Here is a 20,773-nt window from a genome sequence, read left to right as displayed (position 1 = left end):
TTTCTGTGCGGCGCGTGTCCGGCACGCATTCGCGAGCCGTGCGATGCGAGCCGACGGTACAGCCGGGTCCGCGAAGCTCACCCCTCCCGGAACGCAAGGTAAAACTGCACGCCGGAGGGCACCCATGAGCGGACGTGCGACCTACCGTCGGTCGACGCGCATCACCGTGAAGTGGAGAGGAACTCCCGGATGACCACGATCATCAAGGTCTCGTCGGTACCGCCGCTCAGCCGTGGCGGCGCGGTCGTCTCGACACCGCTGATCACCACGCCGTCGGCCGGCGGGGAGAACAGGATCACCAGCGGGATGAGCGTGTACCCGGTCGGCTCCGGGGCGCCACTGCACTCGCACAACTGCGACGAGCACGTGACGATCCTGGAGGGCGAGGCGGAGGTCTGGGTCGACGGCGAGGTGACGAAGCTGGAGCAGTTCGACACCACGTACGTGCCGTCCCCTCTCCCCCACCTCTTCCGCAACATCGGAGAGACCCCGTTGCGCATCCTGTGGGTGTACACCTCGGGCCATGTGACCCGCACCTTCACGGAGACCGGCAGGACGGTGGAACACCTGTCGGCCGAGGACCGGATGGCCTGAGCCCACCGGCGCCGTTCACGCGCGTCACTCGGCAGCGGCCCCGACCAGACCGTCGAGCCACGCCTGATGGCCGTTGAGCATGGGGTTCGGGCGCTCGGCGGCCAGGGCGGCGGCGGGCTGCCCGATCTGGGTCTCCTGGGTCAGGATGCGCACCCGGCCGCCGGACAAGTCCTCCACCAGCCAGGCGTGCAACACGTCCAGCCGCTCCTCCGGCCTGCCGTCCTGCTCGGCGGTCCAGGACAGGCGGCCCGGGACGCCCTCCGCCGGGGCCCGGAACTCCACGACGTGCGCGTCCAGGGGCGGAAAGCCGAAGGTGACGCCAATCCCCCCTCCCATCGGAATCCCAATAGGAATCCCAATAGGAAGTCCGATACCAGCTATCGGAACTCCGATGCACCCACCGCATACGATGGCTGCCATGAAGAACCGGACACCCGGCACTCCCGAGACCGCGGTCGCCCCCGGCAGGCAGTTGCCCGCGCACGCCGACCTGAACCTGCTGCGCACCTTCCTCGCCGTCTACCGCGCCGGTACGTTCACCGCCGCCGCTCCCGCGCTCGGGCTGTCCCAGCCCACCGTCACGGCGCAGATCCGCACCCTGGAACAGCAGACCGGCCGTGAGCTGTTCTCCCGTCTGCCACGCGGCGTGGAACCCACTCCCCTCGCCCACGACCTCGCGGCCCGGATCGCGGCGCCGCTCGACACGCTCGCCGCCCTCGAAGGCGGTGGCCCACTCGCCGGGCGTACGGCACCCGTGCATCTGGCCGGTCCGTCGGAACTGCTGTGCGTACGGGTGCTGCCCGCGCTGGCTCCGCTGGTCGCCGAGGGTGTCGAACTGCGCGTCGCCCAGGGGCTGCCGGAGCCGCTGCTGGAGGAGATGCGCGCGGGCCGGCACGACCTGGTCATCGCCACCCGGCGGCCCCGTGGCCGTGCCCTGGACTCGGTGCCGCTCGCCGACGAGGAGTATCTGCTGGTCGCCGCCCCCAGCTGGGCCGCGCGCATCGCCACGCATCCGCAGAGCGACGACCTGTGCGCCACCCTGCGCGAGGTCCCTCTCGTCACCTACGCCGAGGATCTGCCCATCGTGCGCCGCTACTGGCGGACCGTCTTCGGTAAACAACTCGCCACGCACGCCGCCGTCACGGTGCCCAACCTGTACGCGGTCCTGTCGGCGGTCAACGCCGGCGCCGGGATCAGCGTGCTGCCCCGGTCGCTGTGCCAGGAGTACCTGGACTCCGGGCGCCTCACCCTCCTCCACGAACCGGAGGAACCGCCGCTGAACACCCTGTTCCTCGTCCAGCGGTCCGGCTCCGAGACGAACCCCGACGTGCTCCGGGTCCGCGAGACCGTCCAACTGGCCGCCCGTGGCTGGTAGATGAGGTACGAAGTGATCCACAGGGGTGCGGAAGCAGGGAAAATGGCCTCATGACGATGTGCAAGAAGTGCGGGGCGCGTAAGCGCAGTTGGCCCCGTTCCTGTTCCCAGTGCCGCTCGGGGTCGGGCCGGACGGAGGCGGCCGGGAACGCCGCCGATCTGGCCGTGACGGGCGGGTTGTTCGAGTGGCTCTGGCACGGAGTCAGGGCAGTTGTCCGGCTGGTGGTGCGCGCACTCGACTGACTCGTCTCCGCCGACGGAGTGCGGAAGCCGGCCTCCTGGACAGGTCCCGGCCGGGTCAGTACCCGATGGCCTCGCGGAGCAGCAGGACCGTACCCCGCCCCGGGTGGGGCTCCGCGTTGAGGACGAGCAGTCGGTTCACGGCGCTGGGCACGCCGTACGCCGCCTGGGCCCGGACGTTCTCCAGCGGGAGGGCGTGCTCCTCGACCCGGCGCAGGGCCGTGCTCAGGTCGGGCACCACCTTCTGCGCGCCGACGATCCAGATCGCGCGGGCGGCGCCGCCCGCATTGGCGGGGAGCTGGCTGCCGCTGCCCGAGGCGAGGACGAGCGAGCCGGTCTCGGTGACGGCGGCGACACTGTTGACGACGCAGTCGGGGCCTGCGACCAGCCTGCGGATCTCGTCGGCGCCCGTGGCCCGGTCGATGGCCAGGACACGCGGCCTGACGGCGTCGTACCGGTCCCCGGTGTTGATGTCCTCGTCGATGCCGGACAGCCGAAGGGTCTCGCTCGCTCCGGTGAGCACACTCGCGCCCTCGGGGAGCAGGTCCTTGACGCGGACGCGCGCGGCTGCGGCGTCGTCGAGGATCTCGACGGCGAAGCCGTTGGTACGGAGGGCGGCGGCTGCCCGCTCCAGACGTTCGGCCGATACCGGGTCGGCGAAGGACGCGGCCGGAGCCGGGGCACTCCCCGCCGCGTCGGGTGCCGTGCCCGCCAGCGGGGAGGTGTCGAGGTATCTGACCTCGTACCGCCGCTCGGCGAACCTCCAGCCCTCCCCGGTGCGCTGGTAACGGTCGTGGTAGACGGCGTAGTTCAGGCCCTGGCGTCCGTCGAGGGCGCGCGCCAGTTCCTGGATGTAGGCACGGCCGGTAGCGGTGTCGCCGTCGAGCAGGATCGTGCCCGGGTGAGTGTTCTGTACGAAGAAGTCCCATTGGCTCTGCAAGCGTTCGCCCCCGGCAAGGATCTCCTCGCGGCCGACCAGCTCGACGGGGATGTTGGGCATGCGCAGGGCGCCGTCCGGTATGAACAGCGACGCCAGGCGGGGCCGGTCGCGCATCATCGCCGCGTCGGTGAACTCGCCGCGCAGTGCCTCGATCTCGACGCGGTCCGCGATGGTCTGGAAGTCGTTCATCAGTGGGCCTCTCTCCTTCTTGTCGTCGTCTCCACCGGTACGACAACGCGGCCCCGCGGAATGTGAGGTGGCGCGTCCGCCTCACATTCCGATGCGCTGTCCTGTCGTAACGGGTAGAGGCGGAGAAGCGAGTGGACGAGGGAGGCGGCCGAACCATGACCACCAGAGCCGAGCCGGGCGACGATCGGGACGATCCGGGCCTCGGCGCGATCATGGGCGAGCGGCGTCGGCTGTTCAACCTCGGCTATCGGCTCCTCGGGTCCCTCGCCGACGCCGAGGACGTCGTACAGGAGACCTACGCCCGCTGGTACGCCCTGTCCGAACGGGAGCAGCGGGCCATCGAGTCGCCCGGCGCCTGGATGATGACCGTCGCCGGCCGGATCTGCCTGAACCTGCTCGGCTCGGCGCGCGCCAGGCGGGAGACGTACGTCGGCGACTGGATCCCGGAACCGCTGCCCGAGCCCTCGGAGTGGATCACCGGGCGCCCCGGCGTCGGCGTCACCGACCCGGCCGATCGGATCACCCTCGACGAGTCGGTGACAATGGCCTTCCTGGTCGTCCTCGACTCGATGACCCCGGCCGAACGCGTCGCGTTCGTCCTGCACGACGTCTTCCGCTACCCCTTCGGCGAGGTCGCCGAGATCGTCGGCCGCACCCCGGCGGCGTGCCGCCAACTGGCCTCGTCCGCCCGCCGTCGCATCCGCACCGCGCGGACACCGGCGGGCCCGAGCGCCGGGCAGGCCGCCGTCGTCAAGCGGTTCAGGGCGGCGTGGGAGGCCAAGGACATCGAGGCCCTGATCGGCCTGCTCGACCCCGATGCCACCGCAACCGCCGACGGCGGCGGGCTGGCCGTCACCCATGTGCGCCCGCTCGTCGGCGGTGAGCGGATCGCGCGTGCCTACGCCGAGATCGCCCGGGTGGCGGGCGACCGCACGACGTTCGTGGAGTGCACGGTCAACGGTCTGCCCGGCCTGGTGGCGTACCAGTACGGGACCGTCGCGACCGTGTTCGCGTTCGAGATCGCGGGCGACCGCATCAGGCGCATCTGGGCGGTCCGCAACCCCGAGAAACTCCGCCCCTGGCGGGCCGGTGGACCGGGCCGGACCGACGGCTCTGCCGACAGCGAATCTGCCGCAGGCCGAGAAACCGGCCGCTGACGTCGGGCCGGGCCGAGAGTGGGGAGCGCGGAGCGATCCGCCGTACGACGACCCGCACCCCAACTCTCACCCAGGAGCCCTGATGTCCCCACTCACCGCCGCCGGTCCCTGGCCGGCCCTGCTGCCCCGGGCCGAGGAGGGCGACACCCCGCCCTCCCGGTTCGACGACCATCTGGCCGCCCAACTGCTCGCCCAGCGCATCGTGTTCCTCGGCACGCAGGTCGACGAGGTCTCCGCGAACCGGATCTGCGCCCAGCTGCTCGTACTGTCGGCGGAGGACCCGCGCACCGACATCAGCCTGTACATCAACAGCCCCGGCGGCTCGGTGACGGCGGGCCTCGCCATCTACGACACCATGCAGCTCATCCCGAACGACGTCTCCACGCTCGCCATGGGATTCGCGGCCAGCATGGGCCAGTTCCTGCTCAGTGTGGGCGCGGCGGGCAAACGGTACGCGCTGCCGAACGCACGGATCATGATGCACCAGCCGTCTGCCGGTATCGGCGGCACCACCGCCGACATCGAGATCCAGGCGGAGAACCTGGAGTTCACGAAGAAGGCCGTCGAGCGGATCACCGCCCGGCACACCGGCCAGAGCGAGGAGACCATCTCGCGGGACGGCGACCGCGACCGCTGGTTCACGGCCGAACAGGCCCAGGAGTACGGCATGGTGGACCAGGTCGTCGGCTCGCTGGCCGACGTACGCCCGGCCGCCTCACGACGACGGATGGGGCTCTGACATGGGGACGTACACGATTCCGAACGTCGTCGAGCGCACCCCGCAGGGCGAGCGGTCGTACGACGTGTTCAGCCGCCTCCTCTCCGAGCGGATCATCTTCCTCGGCACCGAGATCGACGACGGCGTCGCCAACGTCGTCATCGCGCAGCTCCTGCATCTGGAGGCGTCGTCGCCGGAGAACGAGATCGCGATCTACATCAACTCGCCCGGCGGCTCGTTCACTTCGCTGATGGCGATCTACGACACCATGACGTACGTCCAGGCGCCGATCTCCACGTTCTGCGTCGGGCAGGCGGCCTCGACGGCGGCCGTGCTGCTGGCCGGGGGCGATCCCGGGCGCCGGTTCGTCCTCGAACACGCGCGGGTGCTGCTCGGCCAGCCGGCGAGCAGCGGACACCGGGGCATGGTCTCCGACCTGGCCGTGCAGGCCAAGGAGATGGTCCGGATCCGTGCACAGGTCGAGGAGGTGCTCTCGCGGCACACGCACCACGACGTGACGACACTGCGCGCGGACATGGACCGCGACAAGGTGTTCACCGCGGCGGAGGCGGTGGCGTACGGCCTGGCCGACGAGGTGGTGAGCCGGCGTCTGGCCAGGGCCTGACGGGGCCGGTCCGCTAGGCGACCAGGCAGAGCCCGTTGTACGGCGTGCCGGTGGTCGTCCGCGTACGCGTACGCGTACGGCTCAGCGTGTGCCGCGTCAGCTCGGTCTGGGTCAGGGACAGCAGGTCCCCCAGGCCCAGGCCGAGGGCGTGGGCGGCGGCCGCGAGAACCTCCGAGGAGGCCTCCTTGCGGCCCCGCTCCAGCTCGGACAGGTACGGCATGGAGATCCTGGCCGCGTCGGCCACGTCCTTCAACGTGCGTTCCTGCGCGAGCCGTTCACGGCGCAGGACGTCGCCGACCAGGTCGCGGAAGAGCGGCTCCTTGGGTGTGGGCACCGGCGGGGCCACCGGGGCGGCGGGGGCCGGTGCGGACGTGGTCTTCGGACGCAGCGGGATCACGCGGGCCTGGTTCGGCGCTTGATTGCTCACCCCTTCAGCCTAAAAGCCGTCGCCTCGGAGGGAAGGGATCGGCATTCTGCCCTGGGTGGAATCACCACGGCGGGGCGAACGGGCAAAAGGGGCGAGCGAGCATGCTGCGTGACACCTTCGACGAGGCGGCGGAACTGTACGACCGGGCCCGCCCCCGGTATCCAGAAGCCCTCGTGGCCGACCTGGCCCACGCGGCCGGTCTCGGTCCGGGCAGCCGCGTCCTGGAGATCGCCCCCGGCACGGGCCAACTCACCGTCCCGCTCGCCGAATTGGGCTGTCGGATCACGGCCGTCGAACTGGGTCCTTCGCTTGCGGCCGTGGCCCGGCGCAACCTGCGGGCGTTCCCGCTCGCGGAGGTGACGGTCGCCGACTTCGAGCGGTGGCCGCTGCCGCCCGAGCCGTTCGACCTGGCTGTCGTGGCGACCGCGTTCCACTGGCTCGATCCGGCGACACGACTGCCCAGGGTCGCCCGGGTACTACGGCCGGGCGGCACGTTCGCCGTCGTCACCACCCACCACGTCAAGGGCGGCACGGTCGACTTCTTCGATCGGGTGCAGCGCTGCTACGAGCAGTGGGACCCGGCCACGCCGCCCGATCTGCAACAGGTCGACGAGGCCGACACCGCGACGGACACCGAAGAGTGGGACCGCTCCGAGCACTTCACCGACGTCACCGTCCGGCGCCACGCCCGGGACATCGCGTACACCGTCGACGAGTACAGCGACGTCCTGCTCACCTACTCGGGCCACCGCGCCCTCGACGCGCCCTCCCGACAGGGCCTGCTCGCCTGCATCCGGGACCTGATCGAGACGCGGTACGACGGCCGGATCACCAAGCGCTACCTCTACGAGCTGATCACGGCGACCCGGGTGTCCTGAGCAAGCGGGTCCCCTACGCCGATCCCCCGACCGCCGGCCAGCAATCGCCCCACGGCGTCTACGCCGCCGCCCCGACCGGCGCCACGGACCTTACTCCCAGGTCAACACCCGTCGTTCCGTGGGCTTTTCACACCTGGCGTCCACCCGTTCCTGGTAGGGAACATCACAGGTGGCATGCTCGGCGGCTGACCGGGTACGCGCATTCCGGAACGGTTCCATCATCCGTAGTGTGATGTTTCGTGGGAGAGGTAACAGGTAATGGACACCGCCATGATCCGGTCGAAGGCAGAGGTCGTCGAGGACACCGCCAGGACCAGGACGGGTGACGCCCCACTGCCCGGAGTCCCGGAACCGCGAAAGGTGGCCCCTCGTGACGCACGGGAGCTGTCCCGCCAGTTCTTCCAGCGCCTGACCGAACTCGAAGAGGGCACGCACGACCATCAGTACGCGCGCAACACCCTGATCGAGATGAACATGTCGCTCGTGCGGTTCGCCGCCGGGCGTTTCCGGGGCCGCGGCGACGACATGGAGGACATCGTCCAGGTCGGGATGATCGGCCTGATCAAGGCCATCGACCGGTTCGAGCTGTCCCGCGAGGTGGAGTTCACGTCGTTCGCGCTGCCGTACATCATCGGTGAGATCAAGCGGTTCTTCCGTGACACGACCTGGGCGGTGCATGTTCCGCGCCGGCTCCAGGAGTTGCGCGTCGAGCTGGCCAAGGCCCGTGAGGAACTGGCGAGCAGGCTGGACCGCGATCCGACGGTCGCCGAACTCGCCACCCTGATGAACCTGCCCGAGGAAGAGGTCGTCGAGGGCCAGATAGCCGCCAACGGCTACAACTCCGCGTCGCTCGACGCCGCGTTGACCGGCGACGGGCCCGAGGGCGGCGAAGCGGTGCTGGCCGACTTCATCGGGGTCGAGGAGCACGGGATGCGGCTGGTCGAGGACTTCCAGTCGCTCGCCCCGCTGCTCGCCGAACTCAGCGATCGCGACCGGCAGATCATCCATCTGCGGTTCGTCGAGGAGGCCACCCAGGCGGAGATCGGCGAGTTGCTCGGCTGCTCGCAGATGCATGTCTCGCGGCTGATCAAGCGCATCATCACCGGGCTGCGCGAGGGCATGCTCGGCGAGTTGGACTACGCCTGACCCACCCGGCCCCCGCCACGGAGGCAGGCGTAGTCCTCGGACTACGCCTGCCTCGCCGGTTGCGCCGATGACCGGCCGGCTGCCTGGCTCTGGTTGAGCGGCAGCACGGCCCGCACGTACTTGCCGACCGGCACCCTGCGCGCCGTCACCTCGGTGGCGAGCGCGTGGACGATCTCCAGACCGTGCCGCCCGATCCGTTCCGGGTCCCGCGGGTAGCGCAGGGGCAGCGCGGCGCTGCTGTCGTACACGGACACCGTCACGGCGGTGTCCGTGCCCTCGAGTTCGAGGACGTACGGTCCGTGACTGTGCCGGTCCGCGTTGGTGACCAACTCGCTCACCACCAGCACCAGTTCACCGTCGGCACGCCCGTCTGCCGGGGCACACCACTCCTTCCTCAGCTGCTCCAGGAAGTGCTCGGCGAAGGCGCGTGCCTCCGCGATGCAGCCCGGCTCGCCGGTGAAGTGCGTCGCCCGTCGCAGCGGTTCGACGGGCGCGTCGAAACCAGTCGGTATCACTGCTCCGCCCAGGTGGTCGATCATGCGTTTCTCTCTCGGTGACCGGTCCAGCCGGACCCGGTCGCATCACTGCTCGTACCCCGAGCCGCGCGACGCAGTCCCCCTGTCCCCGGAGGCTGCGTTCGCCCCTGACGGAACCTCAGTAGGACGGCGAGGTGGAGGCCGACCGGGGCGCCCCCTCCGACAGGCTCTCGGCGGGCGGAGACGACGACCCGACGGCCGGGGACGAGGAGGAGGGAGGCGCACTCGATGCGGACGGGCAGGGTGTGGCGGACGGGCTCGCGGTGTCCGTCGCGGCCGGTGGCGCGGGCGAGGCGGTGGGCGAGGACACGCACGGCACCGGTGACCGCTGCGGCAGCAGACCGGGCGCCTCGGACGTCGACTCCGAGGATTTCGAGGACTCAGGCGCCGACGAGTCCGGCGACGAGGGCTCCGAGGACCCCTGCGACGGCGTCGACGAACTCTCCGACGAACTCACGGACGGGGTCGGATCCTTGACCGGCGGATCGGTCTTCCTGTCCTTGCCGCCCGTGTCGCCCGGGTGCCGGTGGAACCAGTCACGGCGGTCGGGGTCGTAGACGACGAAGATGTTCACGACCGTGACGGCGGGCGCCACGTAGACGACGTTCGAGGTGCGGTACGACGGCCACGCGTCGCCTCGCGGGCGCGCGGCACTCTGCCGTACCGGGTCGGTGAGCGGGTTGCCGCAGGCGCAGCGCACGCGCGGGCGTCCGCGGTCGTCGACGAGGACGGCCGTGCCGGTCTGGAGGACGGCCTGGTAGGTGGTGGCGGCGGAGTCGCGGTAGCCGTGGTTGGTGACACGGGTGTCCATGCGCAGCTGTACGGGGGTGAGTGAGCGCAGATACCCGGGGACCCGGGCGGGCTGGAGGCCGAGGACCGAGGCGAACGCGCTGTTCTTCGCAGGGGCCGCGCGGAGCGCCTGGATCTGCTTCTCCACGTCGCAGCTGGCGACCTTGCGGGTGCCTCCGTACAGGCCGGCCGCGCCGCCGTCCACGCGCCGTACGACGTTCGCGGTGGCTGTCTCCGAGACGGTCGCCGTGGGGGTGGTGGCCGGCGGGGCGGAACTGTCCTTGGCCGTGGACTCGGTGAAGGGGTCGGGGCCCGACGTGTCCGCGGCCTGGAGGAAGACCTCGCCGCCCGCCTGGTCGGAGGTGCCCCCGGAGCCGCCGTCGGAGCGGGTGAGGACGACGATCAGGGCGACGGCGGCCACGACCGAGGTGACGAGCACGGCGATGCGGGGCGCCGACCGCCACCAGGGCCGGTCACGCCCGGGTCCCTCTCCCGTGCCGCCACCGTCTCCCCCGTCTCCGCCGCTTCCGCCGTCGGTGGGCGGCTGGGACGGTGGGCCCGCGGGTGGCTGGGAGGGGCCCGACAAGGGGCCGGAGGGCGGTCCGCTAGGGCGGTCGGAGGACGGCTGTTCGACGCTCACGGGCTCTTCTTCCGACGTGGGCTTCTGCGGCACTCACCCCGATTCACGCCGCTTTCTTCCACAACGTGCCCATTGTGCGCCCCGCCCCCGGGCCGCCCGCAAGCGGACGCCGTCGATCCGCTCGGCGGGAGCCCCGACAGGCGCACCGCCCGAGTGCTGCTTAGCGTGGCAGGGTGAGCACGCGAACCCCCGCTCCCGTGCCGATCCTGGGCGAGGAGCGGACCGTCTCCCGGCACGGCTGGGTGCAGGCACTGGCCGTGGTGCTGACCGGCCTGGCCGCCATGGTGCTGGCCGCCGGGTTGGGGCTGTGGGCGGCCGGTGCGGGCGATCTGCCGGACGGCGCGTTCCCCCGGGTCGTCGCGGCCACCGTCGTGACGGCGGTCGGCGGGACCGTCGACCTCACGGGCGACGCGGGAGGCCTCGCCGAGACAGCGGGCGGTCTGACCGTGATGCCGCTGTCGGTGACGCTGGTGGGGGCGCTCGTGACCGGGGCGGGCTTTCTGCGCCCGCTGCGGCACCGGGCCGTCGCCGGGGCCCGTGAGCTGGCGGGCTGGGCGGCTCGGATCGCCGTTCTGTGGGTGCTGGGTCTGACCGGTCTGGCGTTCGCGGCCCGCCAGACCTTCGCGGTGTCGCTGGGCGACGGCACGCTCGGCGACATCGGCGACATCTTCGGCGCCTCACCACAGGTCGGCTTCGAGACGGACGTACCGCTGACGCTTCTCGCGGGCGTGGTGTGGCTGGCGGGCGTCCTGGTGCTGGCCCTGTTGGTCTCGCGCGGGGCCCCGCTGCCGGCGCGGCTGCTGCGGTTCCAGGAGTCGGTACGTCCGGCCGCGTACGCCATGGTCGTGCTGCTGCTCGTCCTCGTGGCCCTCGGGACCGTGATCGCGCTGGTCGTGGCGGTGACACGCGGCCAGCCCGCGCAGTCGCTCGCGCTGGTCCTGCTGGGCATGCCGAACCTGGTCTGGCTGGCCCTCACCACCGGCCTGGGCGCCACCTGGGAGGGCCGGGTGGACGGCCCCTTCGGACTCCCGATGCCGCACGTCCTCGACCAGGTCCTGCGCACCGACGACACGGCCAGGCTCAACCTGAGCACCCTCGCCGACTACGACGGCAGGGTGTGGTGGCTGGTGGTGGTCGACGCGGTCCTGCTGCTGGCCGTCGCGTTCCTGATGGCGGCCCGCTCACCGGCCCGGATGCGGGCCTGGCAGCACGCCGTGCACATGGCGGTGGCGCTGGCCCTCACGGTCCTGATGATCTGCCTGATCGGCCGGATCGACGCCCACTACGGCCTGTCCGTCCTCGGCCTCGGCGACTTCGGTGGCAACCTCTCGGGCAGCCTGTTCCTGCGCCCCCAGCTGTGGGGAGCGCTCGGTCTGGCGCTGCTCTGGGGGCTGGTCACGGGGTTCCTGGGGGCACTCCTTGCCCGGAGGGTGCGTCGGAGGGGCGAGGTCGAAAACCGTTAGGCGGGTGCCCGGCGGGCATGGGAGCGTGGCGCCATGGCGTTGAGTGCCGAAGACCGGCTGGCCGTCACGGAGTTGATCGCACTGCACGGTCACCTCGTCGACGACGGGGACCTCGACCGCACGGCGGAGGTGTTCACCCCGGACGTGGTGTACGACCTCGCCGACTTCGGCCAGGACCTGGTCACCGGTCTCGCCTCGCTCACGGAGGCGGCACTCGCCCGCGGCGCGGCGAATCCCGTCGCCCATCACGTCACGAACGTGGTCGTCACCGAGGGCTCCGACGGCCAAGTGCGCGCCCGTTCCAAGGGGTTGGGCGTCATGGCGGACGGTTCGTGCGGCTCGGTGACGTACGACGACACGGTGGTGCGGGTCGACGGCGGCTGGCGCATCTCGTACCGGAAGGTGTCCGCGCGACGGGTGCCGTTGGGTGGGCTCGGGCAGAGTTAGCGCCGACCGCACGCGCCCCGGGGCCTGTCATCCCGACTGCCGGTGACCGTGCCGGGTGAACACCGGGCGGGCCCAGTCCGGAGGCTGTGGTGGGGGTTCCTCGGTGGGCTCGGGCAGGTGGACCACCTTCGTGGTCGTGTGCCCCGTGTGCGAGGTCGGGGCCGCGCGGAGTGCGGCGATGAAGTCGAGGCAGGAGTCGTAGCGGTCGTCGGGGGACTTGGCCAGGGCCTTCGCGAACACCGGGTCCACGGCGGCCGGGAGTTCGGGGCGCTCCTCGGTCGGCGGAGGTGGCTCGTCGTACTGGTGGGCCCACAGCAGGGCCATGTCGTCGTCGCGTCGGAACGGCGGGTGGCCCACCAGGAGTTCGTAGACCACGCAGGCGAAGCCGTAGACGTCGCAGCGGCCGTCGACCGGGCGGCCCGAGATCTGCTCGGGGGCCACGTAGTCGAGGGTGCCGACGAACTGGCCGACCGTCGTGAAGCCGGTCAGGGACAGCGACTTCTTCGTCAGGCCGAAGTCGGTGAGGTAGACGTGCTCGGGGTGGTCGCTGTCGGTGCCCCGGGCGACCAGGATGTTGCCGGGTTTGACGTCCCGGTGGACGAGGCCGTGTTCGTGGGCGGCGTCGAGCGCGGAGGCCACCTGGGCGGCGATGCGCGTCGCGGCCGTGAGTGTCAACGGGCCCTTGCGGTCCAGGAGATGACGCAGGTCGCTGCCTTCGACGTACCGCATCGCGATGTAGAGGATGCCGTCCTTCTCGTCGGCCTCGAAGACGGGGACGATGTGCGGATGGTCGATCGCGGCGGCCACCCGGGACTCGTGGGTGAAACGCTTGCGGAAGGTGTCGTTGCGGGCGAGTTCGGGGGCGAGGAGCTTCAGGGCGACGGTCCGGTCGAGCCGCAGGTCCCTGGCCCGGTAGACGACGGCCATGCCGCCCCGGCCGATCTCCGCCTCGACGCGGTAGCCGGCGAGCTGCTTCCCGATCAGGTCGGAGGGGCGTCCCGCGTGCGAACGCGTGTCGCGGTCCGGGTCGCGGCTCATCGGCCGCCGCCGTCGCCGTCGTCCCTGACGACCTGGGTGGGCGCGTGGCCCAGGTCGGGCACCACCTGGGTCGGCTCGTGCGCGGGGGCGGCGGGTTCCCGGTCGGCGGCGTAGGTGCTGAGCCGGGTGCCGTCGGTGTACACCCACCGCTCGTGCTCGGCGTCGTACAGCCACACGGACTCCCCGTCGACGACGATCCCGATCCGCTGTCCGTGCGTACGCCCCTGGAACGACTCCCGGTCGAGCCCGCCCCCGGTCAGCTCCTCCACGGCGGCGCGATACCGAGCCAGCGCCTGTTCCGCTCGGGCCAGCAGGGGCCGTGGGTCGGCGGTGCGGGCCAGCGGGGCGCCCTCGGCGGGCGGGTCCTGCGGTACGGCGACCAGGAGCCGTCCGTCGACCCAGGCGGACCAGCCGTTCGCGCACCGCACGTGCCCCCAGTCACCACGCCGCTCGACCAGCTCGACCGGCAGCAGCGCGTCGAGGGGCACCGTCGGCCGGGACGGGTCCGGCTCCTCCCAGGCGGCCAGGCCGTCCCCGGGGACGACGTGCGTGGGCCGGAACCCGGTGATCCGGAAACCGGGGGACGTCATCTCACCCACCCCATCTCTCCCGCCCCCTTCTACTTCCGCATGACAGCCGGTTCGTGCCGCCGCAGCAGCCGGAGGACCAGGTAGCCGAAGACCACCGAGAGCACGACCAGCATGCCCGTGTTGAGCAGCCAGACCCCGGCCGAGTGTTCGAACAGCGGGTCGCCGGTCAGCTCCCCGGGGACGATCCGGGACAGCCCGATCGTGCCCGCCATCGCGCCGAGCGCCCAGCGCGAGGGCACCAGCCAGGAGAGCTGTTCGATACCGGGGACGCCGTCGAGTTTAAGCAGGGCTCCGCAGAACACGACCTGGACGATGGCCAGCAGCACGAGCAGCGGCATCGTCACCTCCTCCTTGCGGACCAGCGCCGAGACCAGCAGCCCGAGCATCATCGCCGTGAAGGAGAGCAGCGCGACGGCGACCGTGATCTCCACCAGGGGCGGCATCAACACACCTTCACCGCCGGGTGCGTTGAGGTCGACGCCGAGCAGCGCGACGAGGGTCAGTACGACGGCCTGGGCGACGGTGATCGTCCCGAGGACGACGACCTTCGACATCAGGTACGCCGATCTGGACAGGCCGACAGCCCGTTCGCGCTGGTAGATCACCCGTTCCTTGACCAGTTCGCGCACGGCGTTTGCCGCCCCCGTCAGGACGCCGCCGACGCACAGGATGAGCAGCGCGTTCATCGCCGTCTCCCGGTCCAGCTTGCCGCCCGCCAGCGCCCTGGCCATCGCGCCCATCACGAACGGCAGCGCGATCATGATGGCGAGGAAGGTGCGGTCGGCGCTCAGCGCGGCCGTGTAGCGGCGGACCAGGGTGCTCAACTGGGCGCCCCAGCTCTGCGGTTTGGGCGGGGGTGGGGCGGCGGCGACCGGGCCCGGACTCGGCAGCCGGGGCTGTGAGGTCGAGTTGACGATGTACTGCCGATGGAACGGCGAGGCACGGTAGTCCCCCGCCCAGTCCCGTTCCCGGTCGCGCTCGAAGGCCTCGAACGCCTCGGGCCACTGCTCGTACCCGAAGAAGGCGAGGGTGTCCTCGGGCGGCCCGTAGTAGGCGACCTTGCCGCCGGGGGCCAGCACCAGCAGGCGGTCGCAGACGTCGAGGCTGAGCACGCTGTGGGTGACGACGATGACGGTCCGGCCGTCGTCTGCGAGGCCGCGCAGCATGTGCATCACCGAGCGGTCCATCCCGGGGTCGAGGCCCGAGGTCGGTTCGTCGAGGAAGAGCAGCGACGGCTTGGTGAGCAGTTCCAGGGCCACGCTGACCCGCTTGCGCTGTCCGCCGGAGAGGCTGTGCACGGGCTGCTTGGCCCGCTGTTCCAGGCCGAGTTCGCGCACCACCTCGTCCACCCGCGCCCTCCGTTCCGCCTTCGCGGTGTCCTGCGGGAAGCGCAGTTCGGCGGCGTAGGAGAGGGCTCCGCGCACGGTCAGCTGGGCGTGCAGGATGTCGTCCTGCGGGACGAGACCGATGCGCTGACGGAGTTCGGCGTAGTCGCGGTAGAGGTCGCGCCCGTCGTAGAGGACCGTGCCGTGGTCGGCGGGGCGCTGGCCGGTGAGGGCGTTGAGGAGGGTGGACTTGCCGGCGCCGCTGGGTCCGACGACCGCGAGCAGGCACTTCTCCCCCACCGGGAAGGACACGCCCTCCAGCAGCGTCTTGCGGCCGTGGTCGACGGCGACGGTGAGGTCCTGGACGTCCAGGGAGACCTCGCCGGTGTCGACGTACTCCTGGAGCTGGTCGCCGACCAGGCAGAACGCGGAGTGCCCGACGCCGACGATGTCACCGGGCGCGACGATCCCCCGAGCGACGGGCCCGCCGTTGAGAAACGTGCCGTTGTGGCTGCCCAGGTCGACGATCTCGTACGTCCCGTCCGGGTCGGCGCGCAGTTCGGCGTGCCGGCGGGAGACGAGGAGGTCGTCGACGACCAGGTCGTTGTCGGCGGCGCGACCGATGCGGACGGTACGGGCAGACAGCGGCCGGACGGTGGTCGGCTGCCGGAAGGTGCCGGTCAGGCCGGGCATGGAGACCGCCGAGGGGCGTTCTCGGGCCGGCGGGGGCGGGCTGACGAGGACGGCGCGCGGCCCGTCGGCGGGGCTGCCGAAGCGCAGGACGCTGCCGGGTCCGATGTCCCGTTCATGGACGCGCAGACCGTCGGCGTACGTGCCGTTCGTGCTGTTCTCGTCCTCGACCGTCCAGTGGCCGTCCTCCTGCCGCAGCACCGCGTGGTGCCAGGAGACCCGGGCGTCGTCGATGACGATCTCACTGAGCGGATCACGTCCGACGTGGTAGGCGTGGCCCGGACTCATCAGCGTGGAGCCCGACTCCGTCTCCAGGACGAGTTCGGGCGCAGGCGGCGCAACCGACCGGTCTGCCATGCCCAGAATTCTAGCGATTCGTCCGTATATACGCCTGGCCAGCCCGGGGGCTCCGCAGTCCCGGAACCTAGGCGACCGGCACGACCAGCGCCGGGGTGGTCCGCTGCATCCGCAGGGCGTCGACGGACTCGGCGAGCAGTTCGTACTCGGTGGTCTCGTCGTACGTGGCGATCCGGACGAGCCGGCCGGCCGCCAACTCGTCGGCGACCAGCTCCTGTTGGTACTGGTCCATGCTCCAGGCGCGCAGCAGACCGGGGACGTCGGGCACGGTGCCGGCGACCGGGACGAGTGAGTTCGGGGGGAAGTACTGCTCCTCGGGCTGCGGATCGAGCCGTTCGGCGATCCAGTTCGCCCGGTCCCGTAACCACCACAGGGCCAGCGCCAGGGTGGGCGCGCGATACGTACCCAGCGGTACGCCTATTCGCCGACCCGCGCAGACGCCGTACGCCGTGACATGGCAAAGGAACTCGTCGTGCACGGTCTTTCCCCCGATCGCGTGCCGGTCCTGCCTCGCTTTCCCTGCGGCTCACTCGGTCGTGCAGTGTTCTACCAGTTGAGTATCTTCACTATTGACACTCTGTCACCACGCCTTTCCGGCCAGTCTCCAGGCATTCGCCTGGCATATTCCCGGCAGGTATGGACCAGAATCCGACGGGACGGTCTCTTTTACCGTCGGCGGATCCACGGGGATTCCCGGGGAGCGCGGGATTCACGATCACCGCTCCGCTTCCCAGTGGTCTCTGGAGCGAAGACCACTGGGAACGGAGGGCGCGATGACCACCAGCGAAAAGGCCGCCGGGGCGGACAGGCAATTCACAGCCGTATCGTGCAAAAGCCCGCCACCTGGGGCTGGACCTGCCTGACCTGGCCGGAATCCGTCAGATTCCTTGATCCCGGCGACCGGGAAGAGGCGTCATCGTGACAGTACGGGCGGCCGGGCGGTTCCGTTCATATGCGAGCGAGAAAGGATCAGGCAAAAGATCAGGCCTTGATCACCGCATCGATTCGCGCCAGCTCCTCGTCGGAGAATTCCAGGTTGCCGATGGCCGCGACGCTGTCCTCCAGCTGCTGCGGGCTGCTCGCGCCGACCAGCGCGGAGGTCACCCTGCCCCCGCGCAGCACCCAGGCCAGCGCCAGCTGGGCGAGGCTCTGACCACGGGACTTGGCGATGTCGTCGAGGGCGCGCAGTTGCTGCACGAGGTCCTCGGTGATCCGGTCGGAGTTCAGGAAGGGGCTGTCGCTCGCCGCCCTGGAGTCCGCCGGGATGCCGTTGAGGTAGCGGCCGGTGAGCAGGCCCTGCTCCAGCGGGGAGAAGACGATGGAGCCGACCTGTAGCTCGTCCAGCGCGTCCAGCAGACCCTCGTCCTCGGGACGGCGGTCGAGCATCGAATAGCGCGGCTGGTGGATGAGGAGCGGGGTGCCCAGCTCGCCCAGGATGCGGGCGGCCTCGCGGGTCTGCTCGGCGGAGTAGTTGGAGATGCCGACGTAGAGCGCCTTGCCCTGCTGGACGGCCGTGTGCAGGGCGCCCATCGTCTCCTCCAGGGGAGTCTCCGGGTCGGGGCGGTGCGAGTAGAAGATGTCGACGTAGTCCAGGCCCATGCGGGTCAGGCTCTGGTCGAGCGAGGACAGCAGGTACTTCCGCGAGCCCCATTCGCCGTACGGGCCCGGCCACATCAGATAGCCGGCCTTGGTGGAGATCACGAGTTCGTCGCGGTACGGGGCGAAGTCGGCCTTGAGCGCCTCGCCGAGGGCGGACTCGGCGGCGCCGGGCGGCGGGCCGTAGTTGTTGGCCAGGTCGAAGTGGGTGACGCCGAGGTCGAAGGCGCGGCGCAGGATGGCCCGCTGGGTGTCGACGGGACGGTCGGGTCCGAAGTTGTGCCACAGGCCGAGCGACAGCGCGGGGAGCTTCAGACCGCTGCGTCCGGTGCGCCGGTAGGGCATGTCCGCGTAACGGTCGGTGTGTGCGGTGTACAACGCGACTCCAGAGTGGTTGGCACGGCGGATGTGATCTCTGCTGTTCCTACTCTTCCCCCGGGAACGGGCAGTGGTCCAACAGGAGAATCGGATGGAATTCAGCGGATAGGCTTCTCAATCATGGAGCTACGCCATCTTCAGCACTTCGTCGCGGTAGCCGAGGACCAGCACTTCACCCGGGCCGCCGAACGCCTGATGGTGTCGCAGTCGGGTCTGTCGGCCTCGATCCGCGCGCTGGAGCGGGAGCTCCAGACCCCGCTGTTCGTGCGTACGACCCGCCGGGTGACGCTCACCCCGGCGGGGCGTGCGCTGCTCGGCGAGGCCGAGCGGATCCTCGCCCAGGTGCGGTCGGCCCACGAGGCGGTGGCCGCGGTACAGGGGGTGCTGCGCGGGATGCTCGCGCTGGGCTCCGAGCAGTGCATCGCCGGGGTGCATGTGGCGGGGCTCCTCGCCGCGTTCCGGCGGCAGCACCCGGACGTGGAGATCTGCCTGCGGCAGGCGGGCTCGGGCGCGCTGGCGGAGGAGGTGGCCGCGGGGCGGCTGGACCTGGCCTTCGCCGTCCGCGGGACGCGGGACGAGACCGACCAGTTGCGGGCCGTACCGCTGAGCAGCGAGCCGATGACCATGCTGTGCCATCCGAGCCACCGGCTCGCGGCGATCGGCGCGGCCGTGACCCCGGAGGACCTGGGCGGCGAGGTGTTCGTCGACTTCCACCCGGACTGGGGGCCGCGCCGCACCACCGACGCCGCCTTCGCCGAGGCGGGCGTGCGCCGGACGGTCGCCCTGGAGGTCAACGACGTGCACAGTCTCCTCGACCTGGTGGACGAGAACCTCGGGGTGGCCGTCGTACCCCGGCACTTCCGGCACAAGCGCGAGTCGCTGACGGCGCTCCCGGTCAAGGGCACCGGCGAGACCGTGTACGAGACGGTCGCCCTGCTTCCTGCCTCGGAGGCGACCAGTCCCGCGGCGCGGGCGCTCATGGCCCTTCTGGAGACCGAGCGGGAGACCGAGGGGGCATGACGGGCCGGAATGCGCGAGGCTGTACCTCATGCATGCACAGGACATCCTCATCGACGCGTACACCCGCATCCAGGAAGAAGTCCACGCCGCCGTCGAGGGCCTGGGCCCCGACGACCTCAACCACCGACCAGGCCCCGACGCCAACTCGATCGCCTGGCTGGTCTGGCATCTCACCCGGGTCCAGGACGACCATGTGGCCGGTGCCTTCGGTCTCGACCAGGTGTGGCTGACCCAGGACTGGGAGAAGCGCTTCGGCCTCGGCCTGAAGCCCCGTGACATCGGGTACGGCCACACCTCGGCGCAGGTCGCCAAGGTGCGGGTCGACTCCCCCGAGCTGCTGACCGGCTACTACGACGCCGTGCACGCCCAGACCGTGGCATCCCTGCACGGTCTGACCTCCGGGGACCTGGAGCACATCGTCGACGAGAACTGGGACCCGCCGGTCACGCTCGGCGTCCGGCTGGTGAGCGTCCTGGCCGACGATCTTCAGCACGTCGGCCAGGCCGCCTATCTGCGGGGACTGCTTCAGAGCGCGTAGCCGGGGAGCACCACGTCCTCGATGAGGGCGTTGCGCTCGTCGAACGGGATGAACGCGCTCTTGACCGCGTTCACGGTCACCGTGCGCAGGTCCTCGACCGTCCAGTCGGCCTCCTCGACCAGCAGGGACATCTCGCGGGTCATCGTCGTGCCGGAGACGAGCCGGTTGTCCGTGTTGAGGGTGACGCGGAAGCCCAGGTCCTTCAGGGCCGTGATGGGGTGCTCGGCGATCGAGGTGGCCGCGCCGGTCTGGAGATTGGAGGTCGGGCACATCTCCAGGGCGATCCGGCGGTCGCGCACCCAGCCCGCGAGGCGGCCGAGCTTGCCGTCGACGATGTCCTCGGTGATGCGGACGCCGTGGCCGATGCGCTGGGCGCCGCAGACCTGGAGGGCCTGGTGGATGCTGGGCAGGCCGTGGGCCTCGCCGGCGTGGATCGTGAACGGCACGCTCTCGCCGCGCAGGTGTTCGAAGGCGGCGAGGTGGTCGGCGGGCGGGAAGCCGTCCTCGGCGCCCGCGATGTCGAAGCCGACGACACCGGCGTCCCGGAAGGCGACGGCCAGGTCGGCGGCCTCCCGGACCCGGTCGAACATGCGCATCCCGCACAGCAGCGTCCCGACCCGCACCGGGGTCCCGGCAGCGGCGGCCTTCGCCATACCGGCCGCCAGACCCTCCTGGACGGTCTCGACGACCTCGGGGAGGGTCAGCCCGCCGTTCACGTTCAGTTCGGGGGCGTAGCGCACCTCGGCGTAGACGACACCGTCCTCGGCGAGGTCGAGCACGTACTCCTCGGCGGTACGCAGCAGGCCCTCGCGGGTCTGCATCACGGCGAGGGTGTGCTCGAAGGTGGCTATGTAGCGCACCAGGTCACCGGAGTTGGCGGCCTCGTAGTACCAGGCGGCCAGCTCGTCCGGGTCGGTGGTGGGCAGGGTGTGCCCGACCTCGGCGGCCAGCTCGACCAGGGTGGCGGGGCGCAGGCCTCCGTCGAGGTGGTCGTGCAGCACGGCCTTGGGGAGGCGGCGGAGGGTGTCGGTGTCGACGTGGGACGCGGTCATGTGCGGTGATTCCTCGGCAGGTGGTG

23 protein-coding genes are annotated in these 20,773 nt (G+C 71.0%); 12 read left to right on the top strand and 11 right to left on the bottom strand.

The window, feature by feature from the left end; translation table 11 throughout:
• Nucleotides 1-189: 189 nt before the first annotated feature.
• Complete coding sequence (locus OG787_RS49305) at nt 190-594, top strand: cupin domain-containing protein (RefSeq protein WP_369031603.1); 405 nt, start codon at nt 190-192, stop codon at nt 592-594.
• Between the two features lie 24 nt (nt 595-618).
• Here the strand turns inward: OG787_RS49305 and OG787_RS49300 are convergent, their stop codons facing one another.
• Nucleotides 619-930 (bottom strand): hypothetical protein, encoded by a 312-nt coding sequence (locus OG787_RS49300; protein WP_369031604.1) that lies wholly within the window; start codon nt 928-930, stop codon nt 619-621.
• 82 nt (nt 931-1,012) lie between these two features.
• Here OG787_RS49300 and OG787_RS49295 point away from each other — a divergent pair, with 82 nt between their 5' ends.
• Together OG787_RS49295 and OG787_RS49290 are read left to right on the top strand one after the other, a co-directional pair.
• Nucleotides 1,013-1,969, top strand: a complete 957-nt coding sequence (locus tag OG787_RS49295; RefSeq protein ID WP_405539992.1) for a LysR family transcriptional regulator — start codon at nt 1,013-1,015, stop codon at nt 1,967-1,969.
• Between the two features lie 50 nt (nt 1,970-2,019).
• Complete coding sequence (locus OG787_RS49290) at nt 2,020-2,211, top strand: hypothetical protein (RefSeq protein WP_369031606.1); 192 nt, start codon at nt 2,020-2,022, stop codon at nt 2,209-2,211.
• Nucleotides 2,212-2,266: 55 nt separating this feature from the next.
• Here the strand turns inward: OG787_RS49290 and OG787_RS49285 are convergent, their stop codons facing one another.
• Entirely contained in the window at nt 2,267-3,337 is a 1,071-nt protein-coding gene (locus OG787_RS49285; RefSeq protein WP_369031607.1) for an LUD domain-containing protein, read from the bottom strand.
• A 155-nt stretch (nt 3,338-3,492) separates the two neighbouring features.
• Here OG787_RS49285 and sigJ point away from each other — a divergent pair, with 155 nt between their 5' ends.
• The 3 genes from sigJ to OG787_RS49270 all read left to right on the top strand — a co-directional run bounded on the left by sigJ (nt 3,493) and on the right by OG787_RS49270 (nt 5,837).
• A complete protein-coding gene (sigJ, locus tag OG787_RS49280; protein WP_405539990.1) occupies nt 3,493-4,494 on the top strand; it encodes an RNA polymerase sigma factor SigJ in 1,002 nt (333 codons plus the stop codon).
• Nucleotides 4,495-4,576: 82 nt separating this feature from the next.
• Complete coding sequence (locus tag OG787_RS49275) at nt 4,577-5,233, top strand: ATP-dependent Clp protease proteolytic subunit (RefSeq protein ID WP_369031609.1); 657 nt, start codon at nt 4,577-4,579, stop codon at nt 5,231-5,233.
• Nucleotide 5,234: 1 nt separating this feature from the next.
• Nucleotides 5,235-5,837: a ClpP family protease gene (locus OG787_RS49270; RefSeq protein WP_405539989.1), complete on the top strand. Its 603-nt coding sequence runs from the start codon at nt 5,235-5,237 to the stop codon at nt 5,835-5,837.
• Between the two features lie 13 nt (nt 5,838-5,850).
• Here OG787_RS49270 and OG787_RS49265 read toward each other — a convergent pair whose 3' ends face one another.
• Nucleotides 5,851-6,264 carry a helix-turn-helix domain-containing protein gene (locus OG787_RS49265; RefSeq protein WP_405539988.1) on the bottom strand — a complete coding sequence of 138 codons (414 nt, stop codon included), beginning with the start codon at nt 6,262-6,264 and terminating at the stop codon, nt 5,851-5,853.
• A gap of 101 nt (nt 6,265-6,365) precedes the next feature.
• On the opposite strand from OG787_RS49265, the gene OG787_RS49260 reads away from it, so the two are divergent.
• Nucleotides 6,366-7,142 carry a class I SAM-dependent methyltransferase gene (locus OG787_RS49260; RefSeq protein ID WP_405539987.1) on the top strand — a complete coding sequence of 259 codons (777 nt, stop codon included), beginning with the start codon at nt 6,366-6,368 and terminating at the stop codon, nt 7,140-7,142.
• A 258-nt stretch (nt 7,143-7,400) separates the two neighbouring features.
• On the top strand, nt 7,401-8,288 hold the full coding sequence (locus OG787_RS49255) for an RNA polymerase sigma factor SigF (protein WP_369031614.1): 888 nt from the start codon (nt 7,401-7,403) through the stop codon (nt 8,286-8,288).
• A gap of 41 nt (nt 8,289-8,329) precedes the next feature.
• Here OG787_RS49255 and OG787_RS49250 read toward each other — a convergent pair whose 3' ends face one another.
• Together OG787_RS49250 and OG787_RS49245 are read right to left on the bottom strand one after the other, a co-directional pair.
• Complete coding sequence (locus OG787_RS49250; protein ID WP_369031615.1) at nt 8,330-8,827, bottom strand: ATP-binding protein; 498 nt, start codon at nt 8,825-8,827, stop codon at nt 8,330-8,332.
• A 115-nt stretch (nt 8,828-8,942) separates the two neighbouring features.
• Nucleotides 8,943-10,253 carry a DUF6777 domain-containing protein gene (locus OG787_RS49245; RefSeq protein ID WP_405539986.1) on the bottom strand — a complete coding sequence of 437 codons (1,311 nt, stop codon included), beginning with the start codon at nt 10,251-10,253 and terminating at the stop codon, nt 8,943-8,945.
• 173 nt (nt 10,254-10,426) lie between these two features.
• On the opposite strand from OG787_RS49245, the gene OG787_RS49240 reads away from it, so the two are divergent.
• Entirely contained in the window at nt 10,427-11,716 is a 1,290-nt protein-coding gene (locus OG787_RS49240; RefSeq protein ID WP_405539985.1) for a streptophobe family protein, read from the top strand.
• 33 nt (nt 11,717-11,749) lie between these two features.
• Nucleotides 11,750-12,163, top strand: coding sequence for a nuclear transport factor 2 family protein (locus tag OG787_RS49235; RefSeq protein WP_405539984.1), 414 nt, complete (start codon nt 11,750-11,752; stop codon nt 12,161-12,163).
• Nucleotides 12,164-12,190: 27 nt separating this feature from the next.
• Here the strand turns inward: OG787_RS49235 and OG787_RS49230 are convergent, their stop codons facing one another.
• From OG787_RS49230 to mgrA, 5 genes are all read right to left on the bottom strand, one after another.
• Nucleotides 12,191-13,201 carry a serine/threonine-protein kinase gene (locus tag OG787_RS49230; protein ID WP_405539983.1) on the bottom strand — a complete coding sequence of 337 codons (1,011 nt, stop codon included), beginning with the start codon at nt 13,199-13,201 and terminating at the stop codon, nt 12,191-12,193.
• Nucleotides 13,198-13,791, bottom strand: a complete 594-nt coding sequence (locus OG787_RS49225) for a hypothetical protein (protein ID WP_405539982.1) — start codon at nt 13,789-13,791, stop codon at nt 13,198-13,200. Before OG787_RS49225 ends, OG787_RS49230 begins: the two co-directional genes overlap by 4 nt.
• Before the next feature lie 29 nt (nt 13,792-13,820).
• Entirely contained in the window at nt 13,821-16,163 is a 2,343-nt protein-coding gene (locus tag OG787_RS49220) for an FHA domain-containing protein (RefSeq protein ID WP_405539981.1), read from the bottom strand.
• 67 nt (nt 16,164-16,230) lie between these two features.
• Nucleotides 16,231-16,641, bottom strand: coding sequence for a hypothetical protein (locus OG787_RS49215; protein ID WP_369031622.1), 411 nt, complete (start codon nt 16,639-16,641; stop codon nt 16,231-16,233).
• A 503-nt stretch (nt 16,642-17,144) separates the two neighbouring features.
• On the bottom strand, nt 17,145-18,137 hold the full coding sequence (gene mgrA, locus OG787_RS49210) for an L-glyceraldehyde 3-phosphate reductase (RefSeq protein ID WP_369031623.1): 993 nt from the start codon (nt 18,135-18,137) through the stop codon (nt 17,145-17,147).
• A gap of 120 nt (nt 18,138-18,257) precedes the next feature.
• Between mgrA and OG787_RS49205 the strand changes: the two genes are divergently transcribed.
• Nucleotides 18,258-19,157, top strand: coding sequence for a LysR substrate-binding domain-containing protein (locus OG787_RS49205; protein ID WP_369031624.1), 900 nt, complete (start codon nt 18,258-18,260; stop codon nt 19,155-19,157).
• A gap of 28 nt (nt 19,158-19,185) precedes the next feature.
• On the top strand, nt 19,186-19,695 hold the full coding sequence (locus tag OG787_RS49200) for a DinB family protein (protein WP_405539980.1): 510 nt from the start codon (nt 19,186-19,188) through the stop codon (nt 19,693-19,695).
• Here OG787_RS49200 and OG787_RS49195 read toward each other — a convergent pair.
• The gene (locus OG787_RS49195) at nt 19,683-20,747 is read right to left on the bottom strand and encodes an adenosine deaminase (RefSeq protein WP_369031626.1); all 1,065 of its coding nucleotides are present in this window, start codon (nt 20,745-20,747) and stop codon (nt 19,683-19,685) included. The two genes, OG787_RS49200 and OG787_RS49195, sit on opposite strands and share 13 nt — an antisense overlap.
• Between the last annotated feature and the right edge of the window lie 26 nt (nt 20,748-20,773).

Source organism: Streptomyces sp. NBC_00075 (assembly GCF_045041225.1).
Taxonomy (GTDB): Bacteria; Actinomycetota; Actinomycetes; order Streptomycetales; family Streptomycetaceae; genus Streptomyces; species Streptomyces adonidis.
This window is presented reverse-complemented; position numbering and strand designations above follow the sequence as displayed.

Coding starts and splice junctions, on each gene's coding strand:
- OG787_RS49295 (WP_405539992.1), top strand. CDS start 1,013: ATGAAGAACCGGACACCCGGCACTCCCGAGACCGCGGTCGCCCCCGGC.
- OG787_RS49285 (WP_369031607.1), bottom strand. CDS start 3,337: ATGAACGACTTCCAGACCATCGCGGACCGCGTCGAGATCGAGGCACTG.
- OG787_RS49225 (WP_405539982.1), bottom strand. CDS start 13,791: ATGACGTCCCCCGGTTTCCGGATCACCGGGTTCCGGCCCACGCACGTC.
- OG787_RS49270 (WP_405539989.1), top strand. CDS start 5,235: ATGGGGACGTACACGATTCCGAACGTCGTCGAGCGCACCCCGCAGGGC.
- OG787_RS49300 (WP_369031604.1), bottom strand. CDS start 930: ATGGGAGGGGGGATTGGCGTCACCTTCGGCTTTCCGCCCCTGGACGCG.
- sigJ (WP_405539990.1), top strand. CDS start 3,493: ATGACCACCAGAGCCGAGCCGGGCGACGATCGGGACGATCCGGGCCTC.
- OG787_RS49205 (WP_369031624.1), top strand. CDS start 18,258: ATGGAGCTACGCCATCTTCAGCACTTCGTCGCGGTAGCCGAGGACCAG.
- OG787_RS49200 (WP_405539980.1), top strand. CDS start 19,186: ATGCATGCACAGGACATCCTCATCGACGCGTACACCCGCATCCAGGAA.
- OG787_RS49260 (WP_405539987.1), top strand. CDS start 6,366: ATGCTGCGTGACACCTTCGACGAGGCGGCGGAACTGTACGACCGGGCC.
- OG787_RS49290 (WP_369031606.1), top strand. CDS start 2,020: ATGACGATGTGCAAGAAGTGCGGGGCGCGTAAGCGCAGTTGGCCCCGT.
- OG787_RS49305 (WP_369031603.1), top strand. CDS start 190: ATGACCACGATCATCAAGGTCTCGTCGGTACCGCCGCTCAGCCGTGGC.
- OG787_RS49250 (WP_369031615.1), bottom strand. CDS start 8,827: ATGATCGACCACCTGGGCGGAGCAGTGATACCGACTGGTTTCGACGCG.
- OG787_RS49230 (WP_405539983.1), bottom strand. CDS start 13,201: ATGAGCCGCGACCCGGACCGCGACACGCGTTCGCACGCGGGACGCCCC.
- OG787_RS49220 (WP_405539981.1), bottom strand. CDS start 16,163: ATGGCAGACCGGTCGGTTGCGCCGCCTGCGCCCGAACTCGTCCTGGAG.
- OG787_RS49275 (WP_369031609.1), top strand. CDS start 4,577: ATGTCCCCACTCACCGCCGCCGGTCCCTGGCCGGCCCTGCTGCCCCGG.
- OG787_RS49195 (WP_369031626.1), bottom strand. CDS start 20,747: ATGACCGCGTCCCACGTCGACACCGACACCCTCCGCCGCCTCCCCAAG.
- OG787_RS49255 (WP_369031614.1), top strand. CDS start 7,401: ATGGACACCGCCATGATCCGGTCGAAGGCAGAGGTCGTCGAGGACACC.
- OG787_RS49235 (WP_405539984.1), top strand. CDS start 11,750: ATGGCGTTGAGTGCCGAAGACCGGCTGGCCGTCACGGAGTTGATCGCA.